Source organism: Rhodoferax sp. UBA5149 (genome assembly GCF_002413825.1).
GTDB lineage: Bacteria > Pseudomonadota > Gammaproteobacteria > Burkholderiales > Burkholderiaceae_C > Rhodoferax.
In genome coordinates this window covers 1-16,642 of record NZ_DHXT01000099.1, presented here as the reverse complement: position 1 = coordinate 16,642, position 16,642 = coordinate 1, and the positions used below count along the sequence as shown (strand labels likewise).

The window sequence follows — 16,642 nt, the reverse complement described above, 5'->3', positions numbered from 1 at the left end:
CGCGGCCACTCGGCGGCGCCGGGGATGATGTCGGCCAGCTCGGCAAACATCTGGCAGCCGTTGCACACGCCCAGGCCAAAAGTGTCGCTGCGACCAAAGAAGGTCTTGAACTGGTCCGCCAGACCTGGGTTGAAGGTGATGGAGCGCGCCCAGCCAATGCCGGCACCGAGCGTGTCGCCGTAGCTGAAGCCACCGCACGCGACCACGCCCTTGAAGTCGGCCAGATTGGCGCGGCCACTCTGCAGGTCGGTCATGTGCACGTCAAACGCTTCAAAGCCGGCTTCGGTAAAGGCATAAGCCATCTCGACGTGCGAGTTGACGCCCTGCTCGCGCAGCACCGCCACTTTGGGACGCGACAGTATCAACGCCGGTCCTGCTACCGATTTAGTAGCGGCTTGCGTAGGTTCCACGGGGGCTAGAGGCTGATTTTTTACAAGACTAATGTGCATGCCGGGGTCCAGCGGATCACCGGCGGCGGCGTGCTCGGCATCGGCGCAGGCCGGGTTGTCGCGCTGCTGGCAAATCTTCCAGCTGGTGGCGTCCCAGACCTGGTGCAGGTCAGAGAGCTTGGCCGTGAACACGGCTTTGGCGTCGCGCCAGATCTGGACTTCGCCGACACCGACCTGGATCGTCGAATCCGCCGGGCGGGTTTTGCCGATGACGTGGCTGTATTTGCTCAAGCCATGCTCGCGCAGGGTTTGCATGACCTCGCTGCGCTGCGCCGTGCGCACCTGCAGCACGACGCCGAGCTCTTCCGTGAACAGGGCCTTGAGCGTGAGCTCGTCGCGCCGGGCGCTGACCTGGCCGGCCCAGTTTTTGCTGTCGCCCGCGTCCATGCGACTATCAGCAATGCCATCGCCCTCGGTGACCAGCAGATCGACGTTGAGCGAAACACCGACGTGGCCGGCAAACGCCATCTCGCAGACCGAGGCGAACAGGCCGCCGTCGCTGCGGTCGTGGTAGGCCAGAATCTGGCCCTGCGCGCGCAAGGCGTTGACCGCGCTGACCAAGTTCACCAGGTCTTGCGGCTGGTCCAGATCCGGCACCTCATCGCCCAACTGGCCCAGCGTCTGCGCCAACATGCTGCCGCCCATGCGGTTCTGGCCCCGGCCCAGGTCGATCAACAGCAGCGTGCTGTCTTCGGTGGCGTTCAACTGCGGCGTCAGGGTGCCGCGCACATCGGCCAGGGTGGCGAAGGCGGTGACGATCAGGGACACGGGGGAGGTGACCTTTTTGGCGCCCTCCTCGTCCTGCCATTGCGTGCGCATGGACAGCGAATCCTTGCCCACCGGGATCGAAATCCCCAAGGCCGGGCACAGCTCCAGGCCCACTGCTTTCACGGTGGCGTACAGCGCGGCGTCCTCGCCCGGCTCGCCGCAAGCCGCCATCCAGTTGGCCGACAGCTTGACGCGCGACAGCTCAAACGGTGCAGCCAGCAAATTGGTGATGGCCTCGGCCACGGCCATGCGGCCACTTGCTGGCGCGTTGACGGTGGCCAGCGGCGTGCGTTCGCCCATGCTCATGGCTTCACCGGCAAAGCCCTTGTAATCGGCCAGGGTCACGGCGCAGTCGGCCACCGGCACTTGCCACGGGCCGACCATCTGGTCGCGGTGGCTGAAGCCACCCACGGTGCGGTCGCCAATGGTGATGAGAAAGCGCTTGGACGCCACGGTCGGGCTGGCCAGCACGTCGATGCAGGCCTTTTGCAGGACCACGCCAGTCAAATCAATCGGGGCAAACGTGCGCTCTACCGTCTTCACGTCACGGTGCATCTTGGGCGGCTTGCCCAGCAGCACGTTCATGGGCATGTTGACTGGAGACTCTTTGTCCGCATCGACCAGTTCCAGTTGACGATCTTCAGTCGCCACACCGACCACCGCAAACGGGCAGCGCTCCCGTTCGCACAGCGCTTTGAACAGTTCCAGCGATTCCGGCGCGATGGCCAGCACGTAACGCTCCTGGCTTTCATTGCACCAGATCTCCTTGGGTGCCATGCCGGACTCTTCCAGCGGCACGGCGCGCAAGTCGAAGCGGGCACCGCGCCCGGCGTCGTTCGTGAGTTCGGGGAAGGCGTTGCTCAAGCCGCCCGCTCCGACGTCGTGAATCGCGAGGATCGGATTGCCTTTGCCGTCGGGGCCGCCCGAGTCGCCCAGTATCCAGCACTGGTTGATGACTTCCTGCGCGCGGCGCTCAATCTCGGGGTTGCCGCGCTGCACCGAATCAAAGTCGAGTTCCGCCGCGTTGGCGCCGGTGGCCATCGAACTGGCCGCGCTGCCGCCCATGCCGATGCGCATGCCAGGGCCGCCGAGCTGAATCAGCAAACTGCCAGCGGGGAATTCAACTTTGTGGGTCTGCGTGGCGTCGATCACGCCCAAGCCACCGGCAATCATGATGGGCTTGTGGTAGCCGCGCTGCTCCTCTTTTGCCGATGACACACCCGCGGCGTCCGCCACCGAGTAACTCAAACCCTGCTCGTATTCGCGGAAGTAACCCAATAAATTGGGGCGGCCAAATTCGTTGTTAAATGCCGCGCCACCCAGGGGGCCCTCAAGCATGATCTGCAGGGGGCTGGCGATGTGGGCAGGTTTACCATAAGCCGTAAGCCCTTCGACAAGCTCAGGGCGAACGGAGGAATAATTATTGGGGGTCAGATTCCAATTAATTTTGGACACCGTGAAGCCGGTCAAGCCCGCTTTCGGCTTGGAGCCACGCCCGGTGGCACCTTCGTCGCGGATCTCGCCGCCCGCGCCGGTGGCGGCGCCGGGGAATGGCGAAATCGCGGTCGGGTGGTTGTGGGTTTCCACCTTCATCAGGATGTGGTTGGTAGCGCTCTGCTTTTCATAGCTGCCTGCGCTTATTCCACGGGGGCTAGAGGCTGATTTTGCTACAAAGCGTTCGACCTGGGCGCCCGCCATCACCGAGGCGTTGTCCGAGTACGCCACCAGCATGTGTTGCGGATTCGTCTGGTGGGTGTGGCGGATCATGCCGAACATGCTCTGCGCTTGCGGCACGCCGTCGATGGTGAACTGGGCGTTGAAAATCTTGTGGCGGCAGTGCTCGCTATTGGCCTGCGCAAACATCATCAGCTCGACATCGGTGGGGTTGCGCTGCAAGTGTGTGAAGGCCTGCACCAGGTAGTCGATTTCATCGGCGGCGAGTGCCAGACCGAACTGGGTGTTGGCCGTATCGAGTGCCGCTTTGCCACCTTTCAAAACGTCCACATGGGCCATCGGCGCCGGGTGCAGCTCGGTGAACAGGCCGAGCGCCACAGCACGGTCAAACATCACGCTCTCGGTCATGCGGTCATGCAGCAGGACTCCGATCTGCGCCAGTTGCGCCTCGGACAGGCTGGCTTTGCCCAACAAACCACTCTTGAGGCTGACGCGGTACTCCAGCACCCGCTCCACCCGGCGCACCGCCAGACCGCAGTTGTGGGCAATGTCGGTCGCCTTGGAGGCCCAGGGCGACACCGTGCCAAAACGCGGCGTCACCACAATCAGGGCGCCGTCCGTCGGGCCAGCATAGGGATCACCATAGGTCAGCAAAGCCGCCAACTGGTCTTTCAGGGCTTGCGGCGGCGCTACGTCAGACGTCACCAGGTGCACAAAGCGCGCGGCGACCCCGTTGATCTTGTCGTGAACGGCTTGCAGGCTCGGCAAAAGCTGCTGAATACGAAAACTGCTGAGAGCGCTGCCGCCCTCGAATTGGGTAATGTGCAGGGTCACTTTGAGGGCCTGGATTGGGGGCTGACTGGGTTGAAAATTGACTCAAGGTGCAGGCGCTGACTGGGCCTGACCGTGAAAACCCCAGATTTTAACTGCCCGCCTCAGCGCACCGTAACCAACAATCGCCCTCAATGGGATAATTGCGGCATGACTATCACTTACAAAGACGCCGAAGGCATTGCGGGCATGCGCGTGGCGGGCCGCCTGGCCGCTGAACTACTGGATTACCTCACCCCCTTTGTCAAACCCGGCATCACGACCAACGAGCTGGACAAACTGGCCGACGACTACACCACCCAAGTGCAGCACGCCATCTCGGCCCCGCTGAACTACGCGCCTTCGGGCCACAACCCCTACCCCAAGTCGATCTGCACCTCCGTCAACCATCAAGTCTGCCACGGCATTCCGAATGACAAGCCGCTGAAAAAAGGCGATATCGTCAACATCGACGTAACGGTTATCAAGGACGGCTGGCATGGGGACTCCAGCCGCATGTTTATTGTGGGCGAGGGCTCCGTGGCGGCCAAACGGCTGTGTGCGCTGACCTATGAGGCGATGTGGCACGGCATTGTCAAGGTCAAGGCTGGCGCTTACCTGGGCGACATCGGCCACGCCATCCAGACCTTTGCCGAGGGGCACGGTCTGAGCGTGGTGCGGGAATTTTGTGGCCACGGCATTGGTCGCAACTTCCACGAAGAACCACAGGTCTTGCACTACGGCAAGCCCGGCACGCTGGACCAGCTCAAGGCCGGCATGACGATCACGATTGAGCCCATGCTCAACATCGGACGCAAGGAAATCAAGGAGCTGGGCGACGGCTGGGCCATCGTCACCAAAGACCGCTCGCTCTCGGCGCAATGGGAACACATGGTGCTGGTGACCGAAACCGGGTACGAGGTGTTGACCCTGTCCGCCGGCAGCCCGCCGATACCGGCCTTTGTGCCGGTGGCGGCAGCGGCGTCCGCCCCCTCCCCGACAACCGTCTAAGTTAGCGCTGACGCTATTGATTGCCTAGCCGTCCATGACCGATGTCCAAGCACTGCGCATTCGCTACCGCGCCCAAAAATCTGCGTTGCTGAAGTCGCTGACCGCCAGCGGCGCCTCCACCCGGGGTGTTCAGGCCACCTTGGGCAAGCTATCGGCACTGGCCGACGCCACGCTGAAAACGCTGTGGCGACAGGCGGGTTTTGCGAGCCCCTTTGCCTTGCTGGCCGTCGGCGGCTTTGGTCGCGGTGAGTTGTTTCCGTATTCCGATGTGGACGTGCTGGTGCTTTTGCCAGACGACCAATCGCCGGACCAGGATGCGCAGCTCAAGGCCCAAATTGAAGGCTTCATTGGCAGCTGCTGGGACGCCGGACTGGAGATTGGCTCCAGCGTACGCACAGTGTCCGAGTGCCTGAACGAGGCCGCGAATGACGTCACCATCCAGACCTCGTTGATTGAATCGCGGCTGATCACGGGCAACGCCGAGCTGTTCGCGGGATTTGAAAAACAGTTTTTTGCCGCGCTCGACCCGCAAGCCTTTTTTGTCGCCAAGACGCTGGAGCTGCACCAGCGCCACAGCAAGTTTGAGGACACGCCTTATTCGCTGGAGCCCAATTGCAAGGAATCTCCCGGTGGGCTGCGCGATTTACAGATCATCCTGTGGGTGGCCAAAGCGGCCGGTTATGGGGACAACTGGGACGCGCTGGCCCAAAACGGTCTGGCCACTGCGTTTGAAGTCAAGCAGCTCAAACACAATGAAGCGGTGCTGCGACTGATTCGCGTGCGCTTGCATTTGATCGCGCAGCGCCGCGAAGACCGGCTGGTGTTTGACCTGCAAAGCGCCGTGGCCCAGTCATTTGGCTTTCAGGCGCCCTCGTCCAGCACCGACAGACGCGCTTTTGTGCGCCCCAGCGAAGCCCTGATGCGCCGCTATTACTGGGCAGCCAAGGCGGTGACCCAGCTGAATCAGATTTTGCTGCTCAACATCGAGGAACGCCTCAATCCGTCGACGCACGAGCCGCGCCCGATCAATGCGCGCTTTTTTGACAAAGCCGGCATGGTGGAGGTCGCCAGCGACGACCTGTACCAGCGCGAGCCGCATGCCATTCTGGAAACCTTCCTGATCTACCAGACCACGGTAGGCCTCAAGGGCTTGTCGGCGCGCACCCTGCGTGCCTTGTACAACGCACGCGATCTGATGGGCGGCGCGTTCCGCAATGACCCGGTGAACCGCGCCACCTTCAAGCAGATCCTGATGCAGCACGACGGCATCACCCACGCCATGCGGCTGATGAACCAGACCTCGGTGCTGGGGCGCTACCTGTGGGTGTTTCGCCGCATCGTGGGGCAGATGCAGCACGACCTGTTTCACGTTTACACGGTGGACCAGCACATCTTGATGGTGCTGCGCAATGTGCGGCGCTTCTTCATTGTCGAGCACGCCCACGAGTACCCGTTTTGCTCGCAACTGGCCTCCGGCTGGGACAAGCCCTGGATTTTGTACGTGGCCGCGCTGTTTCACGACATCGCCAAAGGCCGCGGCGGCGATCACTCGGAACTGGGCGCGTCCGAGGTGCGGCGCTTTTGCAAGCTGCATGCCATTGCGCGTGATGACGCCAGCGTGATCGAGTTCATCGTGCATGAACATCTGACGATGAGCCGCGTGGCGCAAAAGTCAGACCTGAGCGACCCCGACATCATCAGCGCGTTTGCCCAACGCGTGGGCAACGAGCGCAATCTCACCGCCCTGTATCTGCTCACGGTGGCCGATATTCGCGGCACCTCGCCCAAAGTATGGAATGCCTGGAAAGGCAAGCTGCTGGAAGACCTGTACCGCCTGACCTCGCGGGCGCTCGGTGGCCGGGCCCCTGATCCAGACGCCGAGGTGGAGGCGCGCAAGCGCGAGGCCCTGGTACTGCTGGCCCTGCGCGCCTTGCCGTTCGAGGCCCACAAAGCCCTATGGGAGACGCTGGACGTGGGCTATTTCATGCGCCACGACGCCGCCGACATTGCCTGGCACACGCGGCAACTCTCGCGCTTTGTGGGGGCCGGCAAATCCATTGTGCGGGCCCGCCAGTCCCCTGTGGGCGAAGGTCTGCAGGTGCTGGTGTACACGCCCGACCAGGCCGATCTGTTCGCACGTATCTGCGGCTATTTTGACCAAGCCGGCTTCAGCATTCTGGATGCGCGCGTGCACACGGCCAACAACGGCTATGCGCTCGATACCTTCCAGGTCATCACCTCGGTCTTGCCCGAGCACTACCAGGAACTCACCAGCATGGTGGAAAGCGAATTGAGTCGCGCGATCGCCCAGACCGGGCCGCTGCCGCCACCGAGTCGCGGCCGGGTGTCACGCCGGGTCAAGAGTTTCCCGATCGCGCCCAGGGTCACCCTGCGCCCGGATGAGAAAGCCCAGCGCTGGCTGCTCAACATCTCGGCCAGTGACCGGGTTGGGCTGCTGTACTGCGTGGCCCGCGTACTGGCGCGGCACAACATCAATCTCCAGCTCGCCAAAGTCAACACTTTAGGCGAACGCGTGGACGACACTTTTTTGATTCAAGGCGCAGAGCTGCAACACAACCGCGCGCAGATTGCGATTGAGACCGAGTTGCTGGAGGCGCTGGCCTGAATCAATCGTCTTGCGGCGCGTCCAGTCCCGGAAACAGCACATCGGTGAAGCCAAAGCGGCTGAAGTCGCGTATGCGCATCGGATACAACTTGCCGATCAAATGGTCGCATTCATGCTGCACCACGCGCGCATGAAAACCCTCCACCGTGCGGTCGATCGGGTCGCCATACTGGTCAAAACCGGTATAGCGGATGCGCGCAAAACGCGGCACCATGGCACGCAGGCCCGGCACCGAGAGGCAGCCTTCCCAGTCTTCAACTTCAAGCACCGTCGCATCGTTTTCTGATTGAGGCAGCGGCGTGATCACGGGGTTGATCAAGACGGTCTTCGGCACCACCGGCGCATCCGGATAGCGCGGATTGCGCGCATTGCTGCCAAATATCACCAACTGCAGATCGACCCCGATTTGCGGCGCCGCCAGCCCGGCACCATCGGCCGCCAGCATGGTGTCGAGCATGTCGGACACCAGCAGATGCAAGGCATCGGCGTCAAACTGGGTTACAGGCTGGGCGATGCGCAGCAAACGCGGATCGCCCATTTTGAGAATTTCACGAACCGCCATCTAGCAACTCCTTCAAACCAGCTTCATCCAACACCGCGACACCCAGTTCCTGTGCCTTGGCGAGCTTGCTGCCGGCCTCGGCGCCCGCCACCACGAAGGTGGTTTTTTTGCTGACCGAACCCGCCACTTTGCCGCCGGCCGCCTCGATCAGGTCTTTAGCCTCATCGCGGCTCATCGTGGGCAGGGTGCCGGTGATAACGAAGGTTTTACCGCTCAGCGGCGTGGGGGCGACCGGCGCCGGCGGACCCTCGGCCCAAGTCACGTCACAGGCGCGCAACTGCTCCACCACCTCACGGTTGTGCGCCTGGTCGAAAAACGTGCGCAAGCTTTGCGCCACGATCGGGCCAATATCGCTGACCTGCAGCAGTTGTTCCAGAGAAGCATCCATGATGGCGTCCAACTGGCCGAAGTGGCGCGCCAGTTCCTTGGCCGTGGCCTCGCCCACATGGCGAATGCCCAGCCCGAACAGGAAGCGCGGCAGCGTGGTTTGCTTTGATTTTTCCAGCGCTGCAACGATGTTCTGCGCCGATTTGTCGGCCATCCGGTCCAGACTGGCGAGCGAGGTCAGGCCCAACCGGTACAGATCCGGCAAGGTACGAATGACATTGCCATCGACCAGCTGATCGACCAGTTTTTCGCCCAAGCCCTCGACCTCGACCGCCCGGCGTTGCGCAAAGTGCAGGATCGCCTGCTTGCGCTGGGCGGCGCAGAACAGGCCGCCGGTGCAGCGATGGTTGACCTCGGTTTTTTCGCGCACCACGGCGCTGCCGCAGATCGGACACTGGCGCGGCATGCGGAAATTCGGCACATACGGGACACGGGGCCGATGTAACAAGGACACGTCAGTGCCGAGCGTGGGGGCCACAACAGCCACCACCTCGGGAATCACATCACCGGCCCGGCGCACGATGACGGTGTCGCCCACGCGCACCCGCTTGCGGCGCAGCTCGAACAGGTTGTGCAGCGTGGCATTGGTCACGTTGACTCCGCCGACAAAGACCGACTTCAGGCGCGCCACCGGCGTCAGTTTGCCGGTACGCCCGACCTGCACATCAATGCCCAGCACCTGGGTCTGTTGCTCCTGGGCCGGGAACTTGTGCGCCACGGCCCAGCGCGGCTCACGCGTGACAAAACCCATGCGGCGCTGCAGCGCCAGGCTGTTGACCTTGTAGACCACGCCATCGATATCAAAGCCGAGACGGTCGCGCTGCTCGCCGATCGAGTTGTAATACGCTATTAATTCAGTAACGCCCTGCGCAATGCCGACGAGGGCTGACACCGGAAAACCCCAAGACTTCAGGGTCTGCAGCATCTCATAATGCGTCGCAAACGCCGGGACCCCCGCCTCCGCCGCTGTGACTTCACCCAAGCCGTAGGCAAAGAAGCTCAAGGGACGCTGGGCGGCAATCGTGGGGTCGAGCTGGCGCACGGCACCGGCAGCGGCGTTGCGGGTATTGACGAAGGTTTTTTGACCGCGCTCACGCTGCTTCTCATTCAAGGCTTCAAAGTCGTCGCGGCGCATGTAGACCTCGCCACGCACCTCCAGAACCTCGGGTACTCCCGCGGGCAAGCGCAGGGGTATCTGGCCAATCGTGCGGATATTTTGCGTCACGTCCTCACCCACTTCGCCGTCACCGCGGGTGGCCGCCTGAACCAGCACCCCCTGCTCATAGCGCAGGTTCATGGCCAGGCCGTCGAACTTGGGCTCGGCCACATACGCCACGGCGGGCGCGGCCTCGTCCAACCCCAGTTCACGCCGCACGCGGGCATCAAAATTCTGGGCGCCACTGGCCTCGGTGTCGGTCTCGGTACGGATGCTCAGCATGGGCACGGCATGGCGCACGCTGGCGAACTGATCCAGCGCACGGCCGCCCACGCGTTGCGTCGGAGAATCGGGTGTCACCAGCTCGGGATGTTGCGCCTCGATCGCCTGCAAGTCCTGAAACAGGCGGTCGTACTCGGCATCCGGAATGCTCGGTTCATCGAGCACGTAGTAGCGGTGCGCGTGCTCATGCAGCGCGCGCCGGAGCTGATCGACATGGCCTGGTTCCGGCGCCGCTTCCTGAGGTGAAAATAAATCCTTCGTGACCATGACGCGCTCGACCGGCCCGAAGTTCAGGAAAAAAGACGACGCGCCAGGGCCGAGCCGGCTGACAGATCGCGCTGATCCAGCGTGTCGTACAAGTGCTCCAGCTCCGCGCCAATCCCATCCATGGTCTCGGACGGCAGCGGCTGGCCGTTGTCGTCGGTCACCACACCATCCATGCTGTCAGCCAGCGCCAGGGCGACCTCCCGCATGCGGGCAAAAGCACGCTCGTTGCGATCGACCTGGGGCACGTCCAGACTGATCACGAGCTCGCGGATGGCCGACAGCGCCGGATCGTCGGCCAAGGCCGCCTGCGTGTCAAAACTCAGGCTCAGCACCGGTGGCAAGCCGGCAACAGTGGCCGGTATGACCATGCGCCCCGCAATGGCGCCGGTCACAAAGCCGAGGCGCGTGGCATTTTGCTGCACATAACCGGGGCTCCAGGCAGCATGGCTGGCGCGCAACACAAAGCCCAGCTGCGCATCGTGGTCACCGGCAAACTGGTCCAGTTCACGAGCCCGCGCAACCTCCTCCCGCATCTCGGGAAAATCAGGCGTGCCGTTGAGGGTGTCGCAGAAGGCCTGCGTCTTCATGACAAATTCGGAGTACTCGATGTCGTTGAGCGCGCCTGAGCGATTCGCCAACTGCACACCGGCCTGAAACGTGACGTAACGTTGTCCCGCCTGTGGCATTTCCCAGCGCTGGCTGGCTTCATTAAGACCTTCAATGGAAAACGGTTTGCCACCGGCGCGGCGCGTGCTTGGCATCGCGGCCAGCGCGGCGTCACCGGAGACCAGGCCGTCCAGCGTAATCGGAGCGATGACGTCAATCAAGGCGTCCATGGCCGGTTTTTTTTCGAGCGCGGCCAGGGGAAAACTCGCCATATCAAACGCCGCCGCATCCAGCTCGGGCTCGATGCCCCCGCCCGCTGGGGATTCGGCGTTGGGGTCGACCGGCGTGGCCTGTCGGGGCAGGTTCTTGCGGGTCGTCCAGGCGCCATGCGCCATCACGGCGGCCAGCACCAATACACCGACGATGGCCAATCCAATCTGTAGACTGCTCATGGACATCAGACGGCTTGCGCCATTGAAACGGCCGCATCCATGTCCACCGCCACGATGCGGGACACGCCCTGCTCCTGCATGGTCACGCCGATCAATTGCTCGGCCATTTCCATGGCAATCTTGTTGTGGCTGATGAACAAGAACTGGGTGCCCCGGCTCATGCTGGACACCAGCTTGGCATAGCGCTCAGTGTTGGCGTCGTCCAATGGCGCATCGACCTCGTCGAGCAGACAGAACGGCGCCGGATTCAGCTGGAAGATCGCAAACACGAGGGCAATAGCGGTCAGGGCTTTTTCACCGCCCGACAGCAAATGAATGGTCTGGTTCTTTTTGCCCGGCGGCTGGGCAATCACCTGCACGCCGGAGTCCAGAATTTCTTCCCCGGTGATGACGAGGCGGGCATTGCCACCGCCAAACAGCTCGGGGAACATCTTGCCAAAGTGTTCGTTCACGGCGTTGAAAGTTCCCGAGAGCAGATCGCGGGTTTCGCCGTCAATCTTCTTGATCGCGTCTTCCAGCGTGGTCATGGCTTCCGTCAAATCAGCGGTTTGGGCATCCAGGAAATTCTTGCGTTCGCTGGCGGCGGCCAGCTCATCGAGCGCGGCCAGGTTGACCGCCCCCAAGGCCGCAATGTCGCGATTCAGGCGGTCAATCTCGCCTTGCATGCCGCCCAGGCGCACGTTGCCGTCCGCCAGGGACTGGGCCACCAGTTCCAGATCAGCCTGGGCGTCGGTAAGCAACTGGGTGTACTGCTCAAAGCCCAGCCAAGCGGCCTGTTCCTTGAGCTGGAATTCGGTAATGCGCTGGCGCAAGGGGTCGAGCTCGCGCTCCAACTGCAGGCGACGCTCGTCGCTGGCACGCAATTTGGCGGTCAGATCGTCGTATTCGCTGCGCTTGGCACCGAGCGCCTGCTCACGCTCCAGCTTGATCGCCAAGGCATTTTGCAGACCACCCTGGGCGGCCGCATCGTTCAGCCGCGCCAACTCTTCATGGGCTCTTTGGGCCTCCGCCCGCACGGACTCTGCCTGTTGCGCTGCAGTTTCGATAGCACGCGACAGCTCGGCCCGGCGCGCATCGAGGCTGCGCATGGAAAAAACCGCCTCTTGTGACTGGCGCTCCAGGCTGCGCTGCTGTTCGCGGCATTCATTGAGCTTGCGTTCGGCCCCCATCACGCGCTCGTCGAGCTGGGCATGGCGCTCCTGGGTATCGGCCAACTGCATGTCCAGCTCTTCAAAGCGACCTTCGGCGGTCACGCGGCGCTCCTGCAAGTCACCGAGTTGGGCATCGACCTCGGCCAGATCACCGGCGATTTGCGCGCTGCGGACACGGGCTTGATCGGCCAACTGCGTCAGCCGCAAGGTTTCCACCTGCAGCTCATGGGCGCGGCTTTGGCTCTCCGCCGCTTCACGCCGCACCGCTACCAGACGTTGCGACGCATCGGCATACGCGGCCTCGGCCCGCACCAATGCAGAGCGGGATTCGTCGCTGATCATGGCCTGGGCCCGCAGCTGCTTCTCCAGATTCTCGATTTCCTGGGCGCGGGCCAGCAGACCGGCCTGTTCTGAATCCGGCGCGTAAAAGCTCACGCTGTAGGGGCCGACCGCGTGCCCGGTCTTCACAAAAATCATCTCGCCGGGCTGCAGCTTGTCGCGGTTGGCCAGGGCATCTTCAAAACTGGGGGCGGTGAAACAGCCTTGCAGCCAATCGGTCAACACCGCTTTTTGGCCCGCATCATTGATGCGCAGCAAGTCGGACAGGCGCGGCAAGGCGCTTGCTTTTTCAGGCAGCGACGCCAGCGGCGGGCTGTAAAAAGCGAGCTTGGCAGGCGGTGCGTCATTGCCAAAGGCCCGCACCATCTCCAGGCGCGACACTTCCAGCGCGCCCAGACGCTCGCGCAGGGCCCCTTCGAGGGCATTTTCCCAACCCTGCTCGATGTGAATGCGGCTCCATAAACCCTGCAAGGTGTCCAGCCCGTGCTTGGCCAGCCAGGGCTGCAATTTGCCGTCGGTCTTGACCTTTTCCTGCAAGGCCTTGAGTGCCTCCATGCGGGCTGACAAATCGGCCTGCCGCGCCGATTCGCTGTTGACGGCTTGTTGCTGGGTGCGTCGGCTCTCATCCAGCTGCGGCACGGTGTCCTGCAACTCATGCAGGCGGGCTTCTGCCACACTGGCGGTCTCCTGGGCCTGATCGAGCTGACTCTGCAGGTTGACCAGCCGAGCCTCATCCGGCGCGGCCAGTGCGTTGCGGTCCGCGCTCAAGCGCTCACGGCGCGTGACAAACTGGCGTGATTGCTCCTCGATGCTGCGCTGGTCCGCCGCCAGCACCTGAATTTGCTGCTGCACCTGAGCGACACTGGCGCGCTGTTCGTTGGCGTCTTTTTGGGCCAGGCGCAAAGCCTCTTCCAGATCAGGCAACTGCTGGGCCTGGTCCTCCACCTGCGCCGCCAGCAGCTCGGTTTTTTCCTCCCCGAGCATCGCCAGTTCGAGCAGGTTTTCTATTTCCCGCTGCGCGTCATCCTCGCGGGTGACCCACTGGGCGGTTTGCTCTTTGAGTGTGGCCAGGCGCTGCTCGACCCGCTGGCGGCCCTCCACCACAAAACGAATCTCGGCTTCGAGCCGCCCGACTTCGGTGCTGGCCTCGTACAGCAGGCCTTGCGCCTGGTTGACCTGATCGCCGGCCGCGTAATGGGCCTGGCGCACGGTTTCCAGCTCGGCTTCGATGTGGCGCAAATCCGCGACCCGGCTCTCCAGCGCATTGAGCGCACCTTGCGCGTCGGCCTTGACCTTGGCCTGATCCGCTTCGGACTCGGTGCGCTTGAGAAACCAGAGCTGATGCTGCTTGAGCGTCACATCAGCAGTGAGGCTGTTGAATCTTTTGGCAACAATGGCCTGCGCTTCCAGCTTCTCCAGATTGGCATTGAGCTCGCGCAGAATGTCTTCGACCCGGGTCAGGTTTTCACGCGTGTCTGACAAGCGGTTTTCCGTCTCGCGCCGCCGTTCCTTGTATTTGGAAACCCCGGCTGCCTCTTCCAGAAACAGGCGCAGCTCTTCGGGTTTGCTTTCGATAATGCGGCTGATGGTGCCCTGACCAATGATGGCGTAAGCGCGCGGGCCCAGACCGGTCCCCAGAAAAACGTCCTGCACGTCGCGGCGACGCACCGGCAGGTTGTTAATAAAGTAACTGCTGGTGCCATCACGCGTGAGCACCCGTTTGACGGCAATCTCGCCAAACGTGGCCCACTGCCCCCCGGCGCGGTGATCCGCGTTGTCGAACACCAGCTCCACGCTGGCGCGGCTGGCCGGTTTGCGGGTGTTGGTGCCATTGAAAATGACGTCCTGCATCGACTCGCCGCGCAACTCCGAGGCCTTGGACTCGCCCAGCACCCAGCGCACCGCATCCATGATGTTGGATTTGCCGCAGCCATTGGGTCCGACCACACCCACCAGTTGGCCCGGCAGCATGAAATTGGTTGGCTCAGCAAAAGACTTGAACCCTGATAGCTTGATTGAATTGAGACGCACGGATCGCTGAGGTTCTGGGCTGTTGATTTGAGGCGGTCAGGGGCTGTCAGCCAGCCCGCGAAAGATGCCATCATGATACCTTGCCTCACTTTCAGACGCCGGCGGCTACAGGCACCCTCATTGGAGGAGACTCTTCCCCCTGGAAACGGGCGTCCCGGCTCTCAGGACACCAGGCTGCGCGTCTCACTGTGCGCCAGCGCCATCACGTCGCGCGCAGGCATGTTTTTGAGCTTGTGATCGCTCCATACCTGCCGCCAGCGGCGCGCGCCTGGCAACCCGTGGCGCAGGCCCAGCATATGGCGGGCAATGGTGGACCAGGGTGTGCCGTGCGCCATGGCTTCTCGGGTCATGTAGTCGCACATCTGTTCTTCGATCTGCTCGCGGGTGAGCTCTGCGCAGGCTGCGCCGTAAAACGCCGCATCCCAGGAAGCGAGCCACCACGGGTTGTGATAGGCCTCACGACCCAACATCGCACCGTCCAGGTGCAGCAGGTGTTCTGCCACTTGCTCGTTCGTGGTGACACCTCCATTGACGACGATGGTGAGCTGTGGAAAGTCTTTTTTCAAGCGGTAGGCCCATTCATAGCGCAGGGGTGGCACTTCCCGGTTGGCCTTCGGGCTCAGGCCCTTGAGCCAGGCGTTGCGAGCGTGAACGATGAAGGTCTGGCATCCCGCATCGGCTACCGTGCCGACAAAATCCCGCACGAAGTCGTAACTCTCGGACTTGTCGATGCCAATGCGGTGTTTCACCGTGACGGGCACCGACACCGCATCGACCATCGCCTTGACGCAATCCGCCACCAGCTGCGGCTCGGCCATCAGGCAGGCGCCAAACGCGCCACGCTGCACCCGCTCGCTCGGGCAGCCGCAGTTGAGATTGATCTCGTCATAGCCCCACTGCGCACCCAGTTTGGCGCAGCGCGCCAGGTCGGTCGGCTCACTGCCGCCGAGTTGCAGCGCGAGCGGATGTTCTTCCACGTTGTAGCGCAGGTGGCGCGGCACGTCACCATGAATCAGCGCCCCGGTCGTCACCATTTCGGTGTACAGCAGCGCGTGGCCTGAGAGCAGGCGATGAAAATAGCGGCAATGGCGATCAGTCCAATCCATCATCGGGGCGACGGACAGCTTCCAGCGGTCGGGGGGAACGGGTTTCGGGCTCGGCATGAGATGGATTATCCCAGCCATGGCACAAGCAGCAGATTTATGACAAGCGTCAATGGTCGCCGTCCCGATGCATGGCAAAGTGCCAACTGGAATCGCCAGCTGCAAGGCCCAGACCGTGCTCGACCCCCCACTCGCCAACCCGCCCACCGATGAAATACCAGTTGATGAAGCAGGTCGTCCCGCTGTTTTTATCGCCAAGGGCCTGAGCAAAACCTATCAGATGGGCGAGGTGAAGGTCCACGCCCTGGTGGATGTGGATCTGACCATTTATCGGGGTGAATTCATTGTCCTGCTGGGCCCGTCGGGCAGCGGTAAATCAACTTTGCTGAACATTCTGGGGGGACTGGACCGCCCCACCAGCGGAGTCGCCCGTTTTGCCGAACATGACCTCACGGCGGCGACCGAGTCGCAGCTGACGCAATACCGGCGCGAGCATGTCGGCTTTGTGTTTCAGTTCTACAACCTGATACCCAGCCTGACCGTGCGCGAGAACGTCGAGCTGGTCACCGACATTGCCGAGAACCCCATGCCCGCCGAAGAAGCGCTCGGTCTGGTCGGACTGGCGGAACGGCTGGACCATTTTCCATCCCAGCTGTCCGGCGGCGAACAACAGCGCGTCGCCATTGGACGGGCCATCGTGAAGCGCCCGGAAGTGCTGTTGTGCGACGAACCCACCGGCGCGCTTGACTACGTCACCGGCAAACTGGTACTGGAAGTGATCGAGCGCATCAACCGGGAGCTGGGCACCACCGCCATCGTCATTACCCACAACGCCGCGATTGCCGGCATGGCGGATCGCGTGCTGCACCTGGGCGGCGGGCGTATCCAGCGCGTCAAGCAGAACGCCCACAAGCTCAAACCGTCGGAGCTGTCTTGGTAAAGGAAGCCCGTTGAAAGCGCTTGACCGC

General features: G+C 62.6%; 9 protein-coding genes. 3 read left to right on the top strand and 6 right to left on the bottom strand.

Going from position 1 to position 16,642, the window contains the following annotated elements; translation table 11 throughout:
• Nucleotides 1-3,725 (bottom strand): phosphoribosylformylglycinamidine synthase (purL, locus tag B3V69_RS08900; RefSeq protein WP_296445741.1); only part of this gene is annotated, 3,725 nt, incomplete at its 3' end.
• A 147-nt stretch (nucleotides 3,726-3,872) separates the two neighbouring features.
• Here purL and map point away from each other — a divergent pair.
• Both map and B3V69_RS08890 read left to right on the top strand, forming a co-directional pair.
• Nucleotides 3,873-4,712: a type I methionyl aminopeptidase gene (gene map / locus B3V69_RS08895; RefSeq protein ID WP_296445739.1), complete on the top strand. Its 840-nt coding sequence runs from the start codon at nucleotides 3,873-3,875 to the stop codon at nucleotides 4,710-4,712.
• A gap of 34 nt (nucleotides 4,713-4,746) precedes the next feature.
• Nucleotides 4,747-7,338, top strand: coding sequence for a [protein-PII] uridylyltransferase (locus tag B3V69_RS08890; RefSeq protein WP_296445737.1), 2,592 nt, complete (start codon nucleotides 4,747-4,749; stop codon nucleotides 7,336-7,338).
• A 1-nt stretch (nucleotide 7,339) separates the two neighbouring features.
• On the opposite strand, the gene def is transcribed toward B3V69_RS08890, so the two are convergent.
• The 5 genes from def to dusA form a co-directional block, all read right to left on the bottom strand.
• Entirely contained in the window at nucleotides 7,340-7,900 is a 561-nt protein-coding gene (def, locus tag B3V69_RS08885; RefSeq protein WP_296445735.1) for a peptide deformylase, read from the bottom strand.
• Nucleotides 7,887-9,992 (bottom strand): NAD-dependent DNA ligase LigA, encoded by a 2,106-nt coding sequence (gene ligA, locus B3V69_RS08880; RefSeq protein WP_296445733.1) that lies wholly within the window; start codon nucleotides 9,990-9,992, stop codon nucleotides 7,887-7,889. Before ligA ends, def begins: the two co-directional genes overlap by 14 nt.
• A gap of 23 nt (nucleotides 9,993-10,015) precedes the next feature.
• On the bottom strand, nucleotides 10,016-11,050 hold the full coding sequence (locus B3V69_RS08875; protein ID WP_296445731.1) for a cell division protein ZipA C-terminal FtsZ-binding domain-containing protein: 1,035 nt from the start codon (nucleotides 11,048-11,050) through the stop codon (nucleotides 10,016-10,018).
• A gap of 5 nt (nucleotides 11,051-11,055) precedes the next feature.
• Nucleotides 11,056-14,571 carry a chromosome segregation protein SMC gene (gene smc / locus B3V69_RS08870; RefSeq protein ID WP_296445729.1) on the bottom strand — a complete coding sequence of 1,172 codons (3,516 nt, stop codon included), beginning with the start codon at nucleotides 14,569-14,571 and terminating at the stop codon, nucleotides 11,056-11,058.
• A gap of 161 nt (nucleotides 14,572-14,732) precedes the next feature.
• Nucleotides 14,733-15,734, bottom strand: a complete 1,002-nt coding sequence (gene dusA, locus B3V69_RS08865) for a tRNA dihydrouridine(20/20a) synthase DusA (RefSeq protein ID WP_296445727.1) — start codon at nucleotides 15,732-15,734, stop codon at nucleotides 14,733-14,735.
• A gap of 115 nt (nucleotides 15,735-15,849) precedes the next feature.
• Here dusA and B3V69_RS08860 point away from each other — a divergent pair, with 115 nt between their 5' ends.
• A complete protein-coding gene (locus B3V69_RS08860; RefSeq protein WP_414707497.1) occupies nucleotides 15,850-16,614 on the top strand; it encodes an ABC transporter ATP-binding protein in 765 nt (254 codons plus the stop codon).
• The last annotated feature ends 28 nt before the right edge of the window (nucleotides 16,615-16,642 follow it).

Coding starts and splice junctions, on each gene's coding strand:
- map (WP_296445739.1), top strand. CDS start 3,873: ATGACTATCACTTACAAAGACGCCGAAGGCATTGCGGGCATGCGCGTG.
- B3V69_RS08890 (WP_296445737.1), top strand. CDS start 4,747: ATGACCGATGTCCAAGCACTGCGCATTCGCTACCGCGCCCAAAAATCT.
- def (WP_296445735.1), bottom strand. CDS start 7,900: ATGGCGGTTCGTGAAATTCTCAAAATGGGCGATCCGCGTTTGCTGCGC.
- ligA (WP_296445733.1), bottom strand. CDS start 9,992: ATGGTCACGAAGGATTTATTTTCACCTCAGGAAGCGGCGCCGGAACCA.
- B3V69_RS08875 (WP_296445731.1), bottom strand. CDS start 11,050: ATGAGCAGTCTACAGATTGGATTGGCCATCGTCGGTGTATTGGTGCTG.
- dusA (WP_296445727.1), bottom strand. CDS start 15,734: ATGCCGAGCCCGAAACCCGTTCCCCCCGACCGCTGGAAGCTGTCCGTC.